The sequence below is a fragment of the Collinsella sp. An7 genome (genome assembly GCF_002159335.1).
Taxonomy (GTDB): Bacteria; Actinomycetota; Coriobacteriia; order Coriobacteriales; family Coriobacteriaceae; genus Coprousia.
This window is the reverse complement of record NZ_NFHP01000014.1, coordinates 1-14,205: the sequence shown is the minus strand read 5'-3', so window position 1 is coordinate 14,205 and position 14,205 is coordinate 1. Positions and strand designations below refer to the sequence as shown.

Sequence of the window (14,205 nt, the reverse complement as noted above, 5' to 3'; positions counted from 1 at the left end):
GCTGCGGGGGCGGGGCGGGCACGGGGCAGGTCGGGTGCGGCGACGCGACCCTGGGCCTGCGAGAAGAAGTCCACGCACCCAGCGGCCTCGCCCGCTCCGCCGCCACTACGCGAGCCGGATGGGCCCAAACCCAGCCGCCTCACCCCGCCCCATACGGACGTCCGATTGCTTAATATTGCCTTTAACCTGCGTCTCGTTCGTTGGACGCGCCACCTGCCGGGGTATCATGACCCCATTCCCATCAACACCAGAGGAGGCTCCCGTGAGCACGTCAACACTCCAGCCCCATGGTACCGCCGCCGAGCCCCGCGACTACGGCCTGCCCGGCAACGACCTCAACCCCAACACCCCCACGCCCGAGGAGCGGAAGAAGATCCCGCTGGTCATCAAGGTGTACGGGCTGCTCTGCACCATCGATGGCATCGTCACGGCGCCCGTCCTGCTCCTGTTTATGTTCCTCTGGGGCTGGGCGCTCATCACCCATCCCGCCAGCTCGAGCGTCAGCCGCGACCCTTCGCTCACCGTCATCGTCTTTGCCATCGGGGTCGTTATCGCCATCGCCAACGCCATCGCGCTTGTGGCGTTTGGCATCTCGTTGCTGCGCAACCACCGCCGGCACGCCGGGCTCATCTCGCACCTGCTCATCCTCACCACCATCTTGAGCATGGTCATCCTCATCATGCTGCAGGGCATCGGTGCCGAGCTTATCCACCCCGCCGTGCAGCTCGTCATCCTGCTGGCGCTCTCGGTTACCGTCGATCCGTCGCTGCACCAGGAGCGCGAGCTCAAGCGCCGCCTGCGCGATCTCGAGGACCGCGAGGCCGCCGAGGAGGGCATGCTCGGCCGCGACCGCGAGGGCAAGGGTTACATCGAGCTCAACTTCTTCAACCTGTTCTGGGTCTTTATGGTCTGCAGCGTGCTGGGGCTCGTGATCGAGACCGTCTACCACATGGTCGTGGTCGACCCGGGCGTCTACCAAGATCGCGCCGGCGTGCTCTTTGGGCCGTTCTCGCCCATTTACGGCTTTGGCGCCGTGCTCATGACGATCGCGCTCAACCGCTTTTACAAGGCCAACCCCATCATCATCTTTTTGGTCTCGGCCGTGATTGGCGGGCTCTTTGAGTTCTTTGTGAGCTGGTTTATGCAGACTGCGTTTGGCGCCGTGGCCTGGAACTACTCCGGCATGAAGATCTTTGGCATACCCGACCCCATTGCCATCATCGCGCAGGGGCGCACGTCAACGCCGTTCATGTGCATGTGGGGCGCCCTGGGGTTTGCGTGGATCAAGTTCTGCCTGCCGCGGCTGCTCAAACTCATCAACCTCATCCCCTGGAAGATCCGCTACTCGTTTACCGCGCTGTGCACCGTGCTCATGCTGGTCAACGGCGTGATGACCCTGCAGGCACTCGACTGCTGGTTTGAGCGCGTGTCGGGCGTCCAACCAAACTCGCCGGTGGAGGAGTTCTACGCGGAGCACTTTGACGACGCGTACATGGAGCATCGCTTCCAGAGCATGACCATTACGCCCGAGAACTCTAGCCGTGTGGATTCCAGCGCAGTCGCAAAGTAGCGGCAGCGCAGGCTGTTGAGCCGACCGAGGGGCTGGGTGCCGTGGCGCCCAGCCCCTTTTGCGCGCGGAAGAATCGGTGGCCTGGCGGGTCCCACTCCATTGCTGGTTTCCCCTGCGATCAATCGCCGTAACGCTCAAGAAGCATAGCGAGGAGCATGACGCCGCCACTAGTGCGACGCCCCGAAAGTCCCAAACGGCCTATCATCTCGCCCCAATAGGGGGTCACTTTCAAAACTTCGCGCCAATGTAAGGATGGAATCGCGCCCTGCTGAGTAGACCGGCCTCGACGCTCAGAGAAAGCGCTGGTAGATGAGGCGCCATTTTTTGGGCTACTCGGCAGATGCCGTTTTCATCCTTACATTGGCGCGAAGTTTTTATTCTGACCCCCTATTTCGAGCGTCGGCAGAGCTCGTGGGCAATAATAGACGCCCCTTCAGCCTTCGAACAGCTCTCTATGAAGCCGCTCTCGGCGCATCAAGAAACTCCTCGATCGCGTTTTAAGCGGAAATCCCAGCAACCACGCCAACGCATGGACCCTGCTCTCAAAGAGCTCCAGGTCGGCCATCTGGTCGTAGGTTAGGCTGAACACGCTGAACCCCATATGCTCAAGCGCCGCCGTACGACCCTCCTCCTCATGGAACCCTTGCCGATCGGCATGATAGGCATAACCCTTTACCTCGAGGATCACCCGCTTGTCCATCCAGACCGCATCGCCCACGGCATACGAGGTTCCCGCTAGACACCGGGCCTGATCGTCAAAGTCGATACGACGGTTCACCGAAGGCCATGGCCACCCCTCGCCGCCCTCCCAGCAAGGGCCGCACAGCATCATCAGCGCGCGCGACTCCGCCGGCGAACCCGAACCGTCGCAACAGAGCGCAAGCGCTTTGGCGGCCGTCCGTATACCGCGCGCGCCTGCAAGCTCTTCGACCACCCGCTCCAAGCACGCATGGGAGGTCAGGGGCGGGCGCTTCCAGAGATTGGTCGGGTTGCCCATGCGGTCAAAGCTGAGCTGCCATCCCAGGTCTTCTCCCCGGGCGTCTACAAACGCGACGCGCCGACCCCGCGCGTCGGCAAACTCGCGCACGCCGTCGTCGCCGCCGAGAACCACTCCCGGCCTGAGCACGTCTTGTGCAATCAAATCGTGGATGACCAGCTCCATGCGCTGGGTCTGCGGCGCGAGCGTATAGATGCCGCACGCCTCGAACATCAATAGGGCAAGCTTGGCCGGTGTGAGCGCCCGCGCCATCTGCATCAGTGCATATTCTGGGAGGACGACGCTGACCCCATTGCCTATGTCTTCGCAATGCCGCGGCTGCAGCCAAGATGACGCCCGATGCCACGAAATCAGTTTGCCCGACGTGCCATCAAAGCTGTCGGAGCGCATGACGTACACCGGCGGCTCCACGCCCTTAAGGTCCAAGAGCATGCGCCCAGCCAAGCGGCGCTGGGCCTCGCCCGCGCGCGATGGCAGGGTCAGAAGGCGTGCCGGATAGCCAGCGCCGAGGGGCGGCGAAGCGACGGCGCGCTCGTCGGGGATCGCGATGTCCCGCACCACGGGAGGAGTGCAGGCATACGCCCAAGCGGATATGTCAGCCACAGTCTCCATATACAGAGCCTAGTAGCGTCCGCCGGAGAATCAACCCCCAGTCGTAAAAAACTGCACCGTCACAGCGCCGGGCCAGGTCAGCAAGCTAGGGCACTCGATGAAAAGTTGGCCGGAGCGGGGCGGAGGTTGGTAAGGGCGACTCGCGCGCAGGCTGCGGAGGCTAGCGGAGCGGAGCGCCTCCGCGCGGCCGCGGCGGCAAGGGTTGCGGGGGTCGGTCGCCAGCACACATCTGTCGTGCTGGCCAACACAACGGACGCCCTGCAGAGGGCCGCGTGCTCTGTGGAGCCTGAATCGTGCCGCCTGAGGGGGGGGTTGAAACTAAAACCTCGCGCCAATGTAAGGATGAAAACGGCACACGCCGAGTAGCTTCCAAAACGGCACCTCGTCTACCAGCGCTTTCTCTGCACGCCGAGGTCGGTCTACTCAGCAGGACGCGATTCCATCCTTACATTGGCGCGAGGTTTTGAAAATAACCCCCTATTTGCAGGGGGTCATTGTTTCTTAGGTCGCCCGTCTGCCGGATAAGAGTCGGATCAGGCGCGCTCGAGCTCGGTCACACACTCGTTCTTGAGCGTTCCGACCAGCTGCTGCAGCGCGTCGATCACGTGCGGGCGGATATCGCCGCCCACCAGGACGAACATGATGTCGTCGCCCACGGCGAGCTCGCCCTCGTTGAGCCAAACCCGCACGTAAAAGATACCAGGGAGCTGCCGGGCGGCCTCGATGGCGGCCTCGACCTTGGCCTCGTCGTAGCCAAAGACGAGCGAGGCGACCTTGTCGCCCGGCTGAACGCCGTCGGTTGGCACGCCGCGGACCTCGGCCTTGGGGGTCTCGCGCACCACGCCGTTGTGCACGAGGTACATGCCGCAGCGCGCGGCGGTCGGGTCGGCCTTGGCTTCGCGCATCCACGCATCGATGGAGGGCAGGGGCTTCGTCATGGGAACTCCTTCTTGGCTTGGCGTATGGGGTTGAGGGCTCCGACTGTCGCCAGCGGCGGGTGCTGGTGACGCGCGGCTATGCGGCGGCGGTGGCGTCGGCATTGCCGGTGGCGTCGCCGGCCGTCGCATCGGCAGCGTCAGCGTCACCAGCGGTGGCGTACGCCGCGGCAGCGGAGTCGGGGTTGGGCGTCGACCCATCGACCGTCAGCACCATCACGCTGCGGTCGGGACCGGGCAGCTCGCCCGAGCAGGTGATGAGCGTCAGCACCTTCTCCGTCGACTTCATGCGCGCCTCAACGTCGTCGGCCTCGGCGCGCGCATAGCCGCGCATCGTGCCGAGGTAGTCGGTGAGCGTCTCGTCGCCGGTAAAGTTGGCCTGCCGCGCCTCGACGAGCGTCTCGTCAATCACGCAGGTCATGAGCGGTGTACAGCGGTAGGTGGCCTCGGGGGTGATGTAGTACACCTCGGTGATGGCGTCAAAGGCCGCCTGGTCGACGGTGTCGTCGATCTCGTAGAACATGCTGCGGTTGTTCATGTGGTGCCCATAGAGCGGCGTCTGCTGGTCGACCATACCGGGCGCGGTGGCGTCGGCGTCGAGGAAGATGCTGCCCGAGCTGTTGGACGTGTTGTCAAAGAGGTGCGTGAGGTAGTGGGTGTTGTCGCTTCCCTGCACCACCGGGTAGTTGATGTTGGTGCCCGGCGCGTAGATCCAGCCCACTACATCGGGGTTGATGGCCTTGAGCGCATCGAAGTCGACAATCGGGATGCCCGAGTTCTCGGAGTCGCTGATGGGGGCGTACTCGGCGAGACTCGCGTAGGTTTCCTCCGCCTGGCGATAGCCGAGCAGCGCATGCACAAAGATGCCGCCGGCCACGAGCAAGAGCACAATGCCCAAGCTGATGAGCAGCTTGGGGAGGATGCGGCGGCGCGGATTGCGGGGCTCGCCACCGTGGTTGGAGACGGCGCCGTTGCCACCACGGCCACCGCCGTCGTGGTTGCCGCCATTGCCGCCCCGGCCACCGTTGCCGCCACGGCGTCCACCGCCGCCCGCTGCGGTGGTGTAGGTGGAGGGGGCAACGGTAGCGCGGCGAGCACCGCCGTGGGCAGACGAGCCGTGAGCGTTTGCCGGCGCCGGCGGGACAACACCCGCGGCAGCTCGCGGCGAAGACGTAGCGGTGTGAGGCGCCCGGGTTGGCGCGCCGTGCTGCGAGGACGCCGAAGCAGCGGGAAGGACGCTCGTGGCATCTGGGTGAGCGCCGGTTGAGGCAGCCTCCGGCCGGGCAACGGATGTGCCGCGGTGGGCAGCGTGGGAGCCGGGAGCAGCGGCCGCGGGCTGAGAGGCGGGGTTGGCGCGGTGAGCACCGGACGGGGCGCCGGCAGCGGCAGACTGGGCGGAGACCGATGCAAACCGCGTGCCGTGCGCGGTGGGCGCAGGCGCCCGATGGGCGCCACCGGCAAATCCGCCCGAGCGCGGCGCAGCCTGCCCCGATGCCGCGCGATGATGGGTACCGGTGGCGGGCTGTGCGGCAGGTGCATTGCGGTCCGGGGCGGCATGTGCGCCGGGGGCCGTCGCGCTCGATGCGGCGCTGGGTCTCGCGGCAAACCGACGGCCCGCTCCGGCCTGAGCGGCCGCGGGCGCATCGCCCGACCGGCGGAACCTCGACCCTGCGCCGCCTGAGGCAGAAGCCCTGTGGCCAGCGGTCGGTGCCCCATGGCTCGAGGCCGGCGCCGCGTGGGCACCGGTAGCAGGCCGCGCCACGGAGCCGGCAGAAGGCCGAGCCCCATGGGCCGACGAGACCTCGCCGGCTCGCTTAAAGCGTTTTCCCTGGTATTCGGCCATGCTTATCCCTCCGGTCGATTGCGCAGACATCCGGCCGTCGCTGCATCCAAAAGCGCCCGACCACTCCGGGGCCGGGCGCTAGAAGGCGGGTTGCGCGGGCGCTACGCTTCGGCCATCTCGGCCTTGAGCTCCTCGACCACCGCGCGGTACTCGGGCAGCGTTGCGCCCAAGATCTGCGTGGCGTAGATCGCGGCGTTCTTGGCGCCGTTGATGGCGACACAGGCCACGGGCACGCCCGAGGGCATCTGCACCATAGAGAGGAGCGAGTCCAGACCGCCCAGGTCGCTCGTCTTCATGGGCACGCCGATGACGGGCAGCGGCGTAAAGGCAGCCACCACACCGCCCAGATGCGCGGCCTTGCCGGCGGCGGCGATGATGACCTTGAGGCCACGGTCGGCGGCCGATCCCGCCCACTCGTGCACCTTGTCGGGGGTGCGGTGGGCACTCGCGATCACGAGCTCGTAGGGCACGCCCAGGCGCTCGAGCTCGGCGGTGCAGCCCTCCATGGTAGGCATGTCGGACTTGGAACCCATGATGATGCCCACCAGCGGGGTCTTCTTGTCAGAATCGGCCATTGCTCCTCCTTTGTTGCGGCAACAGTATGTTCCAGTATAGCCGGAGGAGCCCGGCCAAAAGGCGTCCGCGCCGGACCCGGCCCTACTTGTGACGCAGGTACACGGCACCGCCACAAGGCGGACGCGCGGCGGACGGGCGCCGGCGGGACGTCAGTCGGGCGTCAAACTGTCGCCCCCGGCACCATGTGTTTCCCCGGGCGTGCGCCGCGCCGGTATAATACGGGCAATGTACGGGGAACGTCCGAGGAGCCCATCGTGCCGAGGCAAAGCCACATACGCTCGCCAAGGCGGCCGCGCGCCGCGCTGCGGGCACTGGGCACGGCGGCCCTTGCGGGGGCGCTCGCGCTCGCCTTGCCGCTGAGCGCCTGCGGCGGCTCGGGTTCGGGCGGCGGCGGAGGCGCAGACGATGCGGGCCAGACGAGCGGCCCCGCCTACGAGGAGCCCACCGAGATTGCCCTCTCCCCCTTTGACGCCTCGGCCGCGACCTCGGCAAACGGCGCCTCCATCGACACCTCGCACACAGCCGACGGCTACATCGCCGCCTCGGCCACCAACAGCAGCCGCCTTAAGCTGCAGGTTGTGCAGGGCGAGATGAGCTACAACTACGACCTCCCCGGCGACGGCACCCCCATCTCGGTGCCCGTCAACATGGGAGACGGCTCCTACGCCGTGCGCGTCATGCAAAACACGAGCGGCAACAACTACGTCGAAATCGCCCGCGCCGACCAGCAGATCACGCTCGCGAGCGAGTTTGAGCCGTTTTTGCGGCCGAACCTCTTTTGCAGCTACACGGCCGACAGCGCCTGCGTGGCCAAGGCACGCGAGCTCGCCAAAGGCGCCACCAACGAGGGCGACGTCATGCGCGCCGTATACCAGTGGATCGTCGACAACATCAGCTACGACAACGACAAGGCCAAGCAGGTGAGCGGCACCACCGGCTACGTGCCCAACCCCGACGAGACGCTCGCCAACAAGACGGGCATCTGCTTTGACTACGCCTCGCTCGCAGCCGCGATGCTGCGCAGCTTGGGAGTCCCCGCCAAGATCATCACAGGCTACGTTTCGCCCGACGGCGTCTACCACGCCTGGAACATGGTCTACATCAACGGCAGCTGGACGAGCGTGGAGTTTAGCATCAGCCCCGACACCTGGACGCGCGTCGACCTTACGTTTGCCGCCGCGGGCTCGGGCGACACCGTGGGCGACGGAACTGATTACACTGACCGCTACGTGTACTGATACAGATGATGGAGGGCGTGAGCGATGAGCGATACAAGAAGCGATAGCGCAAGGGCCACGGCAAGCGAGCGCGCCGCCACGACCGAGCGCGATGCAACCCGGCCCGACGACGCGGCCGAGCGCGGGTCAACTCTCCCCGCCGCCGCGGTGAGCGCCTTTTGCGAGGGTCTCGCCCTCATGCTCGGCGCGGGCATTCAGCTCGACGAAGCCGTCCACATGCTCGGCGAGCACCTCGAGGACGCCTCCTTCCGGCGCGTCTGCCGCGAGCTCTACCCGCCGCTCGCCGCCGGCGAGCCGCTCGAGCGCGCCGTCCGCGGCGTGGGCGCCTTCCCTGCGCACGCCGAGAAGATGATCGCCGTGGGCGAGCGCTCGGGCCGCCTCGAGGACGTGCTCGGTAACCTCGCCGCCTACTACGACGAGGAAGACCGCGTCTTTGCCAAGGTGCGCGCGGCCGTGGGCTACCCCGCGGCGCTGCTGGCGGTTATGAGCGTGATCCTCGCCCTTACCGTGTGGGTGATCCTGCCGGTGTTCATCGACGTGTACGAGGGCCTCGCCGGCTCGCTCACCGCGGGGTCGTCCGCCGTGGTGGGCGTGGCCGTGGTACTGGGGTGGATCGCCCTCGTGCTCACCATCGTGCTCACCGTGGCAGCGCTCGCCGCCTTTGCCACCAGCCGCACGCCGGCCGGGCAGGAGCGGCTCGTGCGCTTCTTTGAGCGGATGCCCCTCACGCGCCGCGCCATGTACCAGCTTGCGCTCTCGCGCTTCTCGGCCGCGCTCGCCGCCTACACCGCGGCGGGGCTCGATGACGACGCGGCCATGCGCGAGGCGCTCGCCACCGTCGATCACGACGAGCTGCGCCAGCGCCTTGAGCGGGCCCAGCGCGCCATGACCGACCTCGACCGCGGGCGCTCGCTCGCGCAGGCCATTACCGAGGCGGAGGTCTTTGAGCCCGTCTACGCGCGCATGCTCGCGGTGGGCACGCGCGTGGGGCGCATCGACGACGTGCTCGCGCGGTTGGCGGGCACCTTCTTTGACGACGCCCTCGCGCAGATCGACCGCGTGGTCAACAGCATCGAGCCGGCACTCGCCGCGTTTTTGACGGTGGCCGTGGGCGCCACGCTCATTGCGATCATGCTGCCGCTCGTGGGCATTATGGGTTCGATCGGGTAAGGCGGTGAGAGCATGTACCACGAAGTGACCGAGCGCGAGCGGGCGCGGCGGCGCCGGTGGATTGCCGCCGGCTGCGTGGCCGCGCTGCTCGCCTGCGCACTGGTGGCGGGCGGCGCCTGGGTGGCGCAGCGGCAGGCGCTCGAGCAGGGCAGCGCGAGCGTGCGCGAAGCCGTACTCGCCGTTGCGGCGCAGTGCTGCGCCGTTGAGGGCTCCTACCCCTCCACCATCGAGTACCTCGAGGAGCATTACGGTCTGGCCGTGAACCACGAGGACTACGTCATAACCTACGAGGCGTTTGCCTCCAACGTGGCGCCGAGCGTTGTGGTGGTGCCCCGATGAACGCGCGCACCGACCGCGAGCACCTCTTTACCGTGGCGCTCTTCTTTGTGTTTGTGGCGGCGCTGCTGTTGGCGCTCCTCATGGGCACGGGCGTGTACCGGCGCATCCACGCCGCGGGTGCGGCGTCGGGCGAGGCGCGGCTGGCGGGCTCGCTGGTGGCAAACATCGTGCGGTCTAAGGATGCCGAGGACTCCGTGCGCACCGAGGCTGACCCCGAGGGCGGCGACGCGCTGGTGCTGACCGAGCACCTGGAGAGCGGCACGTTTGAGACGCGGCTCTACCTGCACGAGGGCTCGCTCGTCGAGGAGTACGTGCCCGCGGGGACGCCGTACGACGCCACGAACGCCTCGGTGCTTGCCACGACCAACCGCTTTGATGTGGAGCTCGACCCCGCGGAAGAGCTGGTTGTGCTGACGACCGACGAGGGCACGACCGAGATCGCGCTGAGGTCGGCCAGAGCGATTGAGGACGACGGGGCAACGGGCGGCGCGGCCGACGGGGCCGAGGGGCCCGCAGCCGCGACGGCCGCGGCCGACAACGACACGGACGCGGCACCCGTTGCCGCGGCCGCAACAGCCGCCAGCGAGAGCACGGAAGGGGGCGAGCGGCAATGACCGACCCGTACCGCACGCAGCGCGCATCGTGGCTGCAGGACATCGCCGCGAGCGCCCGAGAGCTCGGGGAGGACGCGCGCACCGGCACGCCCGAAGCGCTCGACTCACCCGTCGCCACCCGGGGCGCGGCCGCGCGCACCGAGCGCGCACCGCTCTGGCACGGCACGGCCTTCTTGGTTGAGGCTCTTGTGCTGCTCGCCTTCCTTACGGCCGCGCTCGCGGTGTTTGCCCAGCTCTTTGCCAGCGCCCGCACCGAGGCCGCGCGCGGCGCCGAGCTCTCGGAGGCCGTGGCCATCGCCCAAAACGCCGCCGAGCGCTTTGCCGCGGCTGCAGACCCCGCCGCGCTCGACGGGGCGACCACGGCCACGGGCCCGCAGACGGGCAACGCCTACTACCTCGTCATAGACGTTGAGCCCACAGAGCAAGCTGCAGGCACGCTCTGGACCGCTACCATCTACGTCGACCGCACGCCTGCCGCCGCCAGCGGTGCGGCGGGAGGCCAAGACGAGAGCACCGCCGCAGACAGCCAAGCCGCCGCAAGCACGGCCTCGCCCAGCAACGCCGCCGCCCAGACCGAGAGCCTCACCATCTACACCCTCACCACGGCGCGCTACGTCCCCGAAGGCGAGGTGGCATGATGGCACGCGATCGCAGCGGGTCCGTCCGCATGGGCCCCATCAGCATCTTCACGCTCGTCATCGTGGTGTGTCTTGCCGTGATGGCCGTGCTGTCGGTTACCACTGCGCACGCCGACGCCGCCTTAGCCGAACGGCAGGCGAGCTTTACCCAAGACGACTACACCAACGAGATAGCCGGTCAGACGCTTATGGCCGAGGCGGACGGCGCGCTCGCCACCGTGCGCGCCCAGGGCGACACGGCCGAGGCGGGAACCGCCGCCATCCGCGCGCAGCTCAACACGCTCATCGAGCGCGCGCAGGCCGCCGCGGGGCCCGACGCGACCGTTGACGTCCAGCTCAACGGCACGACCCTGACCGCCCACATCGAACAGCCGAGCAAGCGCTGCCTCGACATCACCCTCGGCATCACCGCGCAGGCCAACCTGCGCATCACCTCTTGGAAGACCTCGACCACCTGGACCGAAGACACCTCCGACACGCTATGGATGGGAGCATGACCTATGAACCTGACTGAGTTTTTGCACGAGATGATCGAGGTCGGCGCCTCGGACGTCTTCATCATCGCCGGCCTGCCCGTTACCTACCGCGCCGGCGGCCGGCAGGTGCGCGCCGATGCCGACCCCCTCATGCCCGCCGACACCGAGCAGGTGGTGCGCGCCATCTACGACGCCGCGCACCGCGACGCCGAGCGCTTTCTCGCCGACGGCAACCACGACGAGGACTTCTCGTTTGCCCTGCCGGGCGTGGGGCGCTTCCGCGCCAACATCTTCCGCCAGCGCGGATCGCTCGCCGCGGTGATCAGGGTCATCCCGTTTGGCCTGCCCGACCCGGCCGACTACCACATCCCCGCCGAGGTTCTGCGCACCTCGGAGCTCTCGCGCGGCCTGGTGCTGGTTACCGGCCCCGCAGGCGCGGGCAAGTCGACCACGCTCGCCTGCATCATCGACAAGCTCAACCACGAGCGCACGGGGCACATCATCACCATGGAGGACCCCATCGAGTACGTGCACCGGCACGGCACCTGCATCGTGACGCAGCGCGAGGTCCCCACCGACGTGGCAACCTACGCCGAGGCACTGCGCTCGGCCATGCGCGAGGCGCCCGACGTGATCCTGCTCGGCGAGATGCGCGACCCCGAGACCATCAGCACCGCCGTCACCGCGGCCGAGATGGCGCAGCTCATCTTCTCGACGCTCCACACCACCGGAGCGGCGGGCACGGTCGACCGCATCATCGACGCCTTCCCCGTGGGACAGCAACGCCAGATGCGCATGCAGCTCTCGATGGTGCTGCAAGCCATCGTGAGCCAGCAACTCGTGCCCGCGCGCGACGGCAGCGTGGTGCCCGCGTTTGAGATCATGACCACCAATACCGCCATCCGCAACCTCATCCGTGAGGGCAAGACGCACCAGATCGACTCGGTAATCGCCGCGGGCGGCGAAGCCGGCATGCGCACCATGGACCAGAGCCTCTTTGACCTGGTGAAGCGCAGCGTGATTGAGCGCGGCGTGGCGCTGCAGCACGCCATCCACCAAGAGGCGCTCGAGAACCGCCTCGCGAGCGAGGGTCTTTAACCCCCTATGACAATGTGACGATGGGGACAGGTTATGTTGTCACGTGACAACATAACCTGTCCCCATCGTCACAAGACGTTCTCGGAAGCTTTCCGAAGTCCTCTGTGGCCAAAAACACTATCCAAAAAGTATTTCGCACCGCTTCGATGCAAGCTTGGGCGGTCAAAAGCCGCCCCATCAACACCATCGGAGCCCGAAAACTCAACTTGAAGCGCTTTTATCGCCACATCTCGCCCGCCCACGCATCGCAGCTGCGCCAGCCACGTGCCCTCGTTACTTTTTCGACCCCATTTTTGGCCACATCGTTCCCCGGTTTGCCATAAGGCACTACGAGATACCCGCTACGCCCCCAGGACGCTGCCAGCGCAAAACCAGGCAGCCCCGCACCCGCGAAGCGCCCCGCCGAGAACGCTAAAACGCATTTGCTTCAAATCGCTGGAACGCGGGGATGAGCTTATAGCGCAAGAGCTTCTGCTTCTGCTCGAACCCCGCAACGCGCACGCGCCGACGAACCCCCATCGCCCTAAACAGGTCGCAGACAAACTGCTGGAAGAGATGGTCCGATACGATGTCCTCGTACCATACGTTTAGGATGGTATAACCCGAACCAACGAGCTTGTTTTGCCTCCGGTCGTCGCGCTCCGACTGCTCGATGGAATGATAGGCACGGCCCTTGTACTCGATACCGCACCGATACCGCGGGATGGCAACGTCAACGCGACGCGGCCCCACCGGCGTTGCAACCGGATAGTTGAGCCGTATGTCCTCAATGCCCAGCCCGCCTTCCGTGCACGGACTCGAAGTCAGCAGCGACAAGATCGTTTCTCGGGGAGAGTTCGACCCGTCCCTGACCAAATCGAGCGCTGAGCGCGCCCGAGCGACGCCGCGCATGGCGCCGAGCCCATCGAGAACGCGGCGTATCTTTGCCACCGTTGTCATGGGGCGTTCGGTGTTGGTGAGCTGATCCCACGACGTATCGAGCACATACGTCCCGCACAGCTCGTAACCGATTTGCGCCAAATCCAAAATGTCGCAATCCTTTGCGGCCGCAAGCTGAGCAAACAGAAGCTCTGGGCCAGACAGAAGCAGATCCTTGCCAGCGCAAATGAGGCTCCTGGGCGGAAGCGGCGAGGTCCGCACGTGGCACGCGATATCGCTCCGCCGATGAGCTCTGGAGGGGTCGCCGACCAGAAGGTGATAGGGTTTAGTTAGCGCCCCGGCGCGTGAAAAGACGTCTTCAAGCATGCCCCGCGGCAGGATGCCGCAACCCGCGAGGCTTGCTGTTCGCGGGCTGTCGAGGAGGTCGGGAAGCAACCGTCCGCTCGACCGATACAGCTCTAGAGCTGTTATGCCGTACGCACACGTCTTCATAGCTCCACAATACCCCGACCGCAAAACCGACGGAGGCCGATGCAGCCTAAGCCAATGTGCATGGAATTGAATAATCCACATCTAACCAAAATCTGACACGAATCTAACCGTAGAGCTACCGGTGAACATGGGGCGCGTGTTTTCCACAAGCTGAAGCGGAGCAAAAGCATATGGGAGAGCGTTTTGCGCATATCGCTGCCGCGGCACGCGTCGATACCTGCACAGAAAGCCCGCAATTCCGATGACCGTGCGTGTCGCGCCTGCACGATGCCCCGCTTGCCAATAACGCGGTGACGTTGTGGCCAAAAGTGAGGTCGAAAAAGTAATTCACCGGCACCGAACGAGGCGGCGGCGAGCCCTCCGCCGGGTCAGCATCGGGCAATCATCCTGATTATGCCGTTTTGCGCCGCATTTTGACATCCAAGGAGTGCCAACACGTCGCCTTACACGCTCGCACCGTATGCGCTATTACTTTTTCGACCGCAAAAATGGCCACGGTCGCCCCGCGTTATCCGTTGCGCGCTGAAGACGAGCGCGAAGGAGCGGATACGCGCTTCTCGCGTGACCGTGGGGGCAGGTTGCGTTGTCACACGACAGCGCAACCTGCCCCCACGGTCACGGGCACGACCTAGAGACCGCAGGTGTTGATGGCGTCGACGATTGCCTGGTAGGCGGCGGCCACCTCGGGCACCATCGCGCGCGCCGCCGGCCAATCGTCCGCGCGGATG

Annotated in this window: 13 protein-coding genes; 8 read left to right on the top strand and 5 right to left on the bottom strand. The window is 66.3% G+C overall.

The window, feature by feature from the left end:
* Positions 1–262 precede the first annotated feature (262 nt).
* Positions 263–1,570: a putative ABC transporter permease gene (locus B5G20_RS09920; RefSeq protein WP_239286967.1), complete on the top strand. Its 1,308-nt coding sequence runs from the start codon at positions 263–265 to the stop codon at positions 1,568–1,570.
* 433 nt (positions 1,571–2,003) lie between these two features.
* Here the strand turns inward: B5G20_RS09920 and B5G20_RS09915 are convergent, their stop codons facing one another.
* From B5G20_RS09915 to purE, 4 genes are all read right to left on the bottom strand, one after another.
* The gene (locus B5G20_RS09915) at positions 2,004–3,128 is read right to left on the bottom strand and encodes a hypothetical protein (RefSeq protein WP_143750272.1); all 1,125 of its coding nucleotides are present in this window, start codon (positions 3,126–3,128) and stop codon (positions 2,004–2,006) included.
* Positions 3,129–3,712: 584 nt separating this feature from the next.
* A complete protein-coding gene (locus B5G20_RS09910) occupies positions 3,713–4,117 on the bottom strand; it encodes a molybdenum cofactor biosynthesis protein MoaE (RefSeq protein ID WP_087356753.1) in 405 nt (134 codons plus the stop codon).
* Between the two features lie 76 nt (positions 4,118–4,193).
* The gene (locus tag B5G20_RS10395; RefSeq protein ID WP_239286968.1) at positions 4,194–5,003 is read right to left on the bottom strand and encodes a class B sortase; all 810 of its coding nucleotides are present in this window, start codon (positions 5,001–5,003) and stop codon (positions 4,194–4,196) included.
* Between the two features lie 1,055 nt (positions 5,004–6,058).
* Positions 6,059–6,532 (bottom strand): 5-(carboxyamino)imidazole ribonucleotide mutase, encoded by a 474-nt coding sequence (gene purE, locus B5G20_RS09900; protein ID WP_087356751.1) that lies wholly within the window; start codon positions 6,530–6,532, stop codon positions 6,059–6,061.
* A gap of 255 nt (positions 6,533–6,787) precedes the next feature.
* Here purE and B5G20_RS09895 point away from each other — a divergent pair, with 255 nt between their 5' ends.
* Genes B5G20_RS09895 through B5G20_RS09865 form a run of 7 tightly spaced genes read left to right on the top strand, consistent with a single transcriptional unit; the run spans position 6,788 to position 12,106 of the window.
* Positions 6,788–7,771, top strand: coding sequence for a transglutaminase-like domain-containing protein (locus tag B5G20_RS09895; RefSeq protein WP_143750271.1), 984 nt, complete (start codon positions 6,788–6,790; stop codon positions 7,769–7,771).
* A gap of 24 nt (positions 7,772–7,795) precedes the next feature.
* The gene (locus B5G20_RS09890; protein ID WP_087356749.1) at positions 7,796–8,941 is read left to right on the top strand and encodes a type II secretion system F family protein; all 1,146 of its coding nucleotides are present in this window, start codon (positions 7,796–7,798) and stop codon (positions 8,939–8,941) included.
* 12 nt (positions 8,942–8,953) lie between these two features.
* Positions 8,954–9,280: a hypothetical protein gene (locus B5G20_RS09885; RefSeq protein ID WP_087356748.1), complete on the top strand. Its 327-nt coding sequence runs from the start codon at positions 8,954–8,956 to the stop codon at positions 9,278–9,280.
* Positions 9,277–9,894 (top strand): DUF4860 domain-containing protein, encoded by a 618-nt coding sequence (locus B5G20_RS09880; RefSeq protein ID WP_087356747.1) that lies wholly within the window; start codon positions 9,277–9,279, stop codon positions 9,892–9,894. Before B5G20_RS09885 ends, B5G20_RS09880 begins: the two co-directional genes overlap by 4 nt.
* Entirely contained in the window at positions 9,891–10,532 is a 642-nt protein-coding gene (locus B5G20_RS09875) for a hypothetical protein (RefSeq protein WP_087356746.1), read from the top strand. Before B5G20_RS09880 ends, B5G20_RS09875 begins: the two co-directional genes overlap by 4 nt.
* On the top strand, positions 10,532–11,029 hold the full coding sequence (locus B5G20_RS09870; protein ID WP_204207780.1) for a hypothetical protein: 498 nt from the start codon (positions 10,532–10,534) through the stop codon (positions 11,027–11,029). The genes B5G20_RS09875 and B5G20_RS09870 overlap by 1 nt, the downstream gene beginning before the upstream one ends.
* A gap of 3 nt (positions 11,030–11,032) precedes the next feature.
* Positions 11,033–12,106, top strand: coding sequence for a PilT/PilU family type 4a pilus ATPase (locus tag B5G20_RS09865; protein WP_087356744.1), 1,074 nt, complete (start codon positions 11,033–11,035; stop codon positions 12,104–12,106).
* Between the two features lie 411 nt (positions 12,107–12,517).
* Here B5G20_RS09865 and B5G20_RS10225 read toward each other — a convergent pair whose 3' ends face one another.
* Positions 12,518–13,132: a hypothetical protein gene (locus B5G20_RS10225; protein ID WP_143750270.1), complete on the bottom strand. Its 615-nt coding sequence runs from the start codon at positions 13,130–13,132 to the stop codon at positions 12,518–12,520.
* Between the last annotated feature and the right edge of the window lie 1,073 nt (positions 13,133–14,205).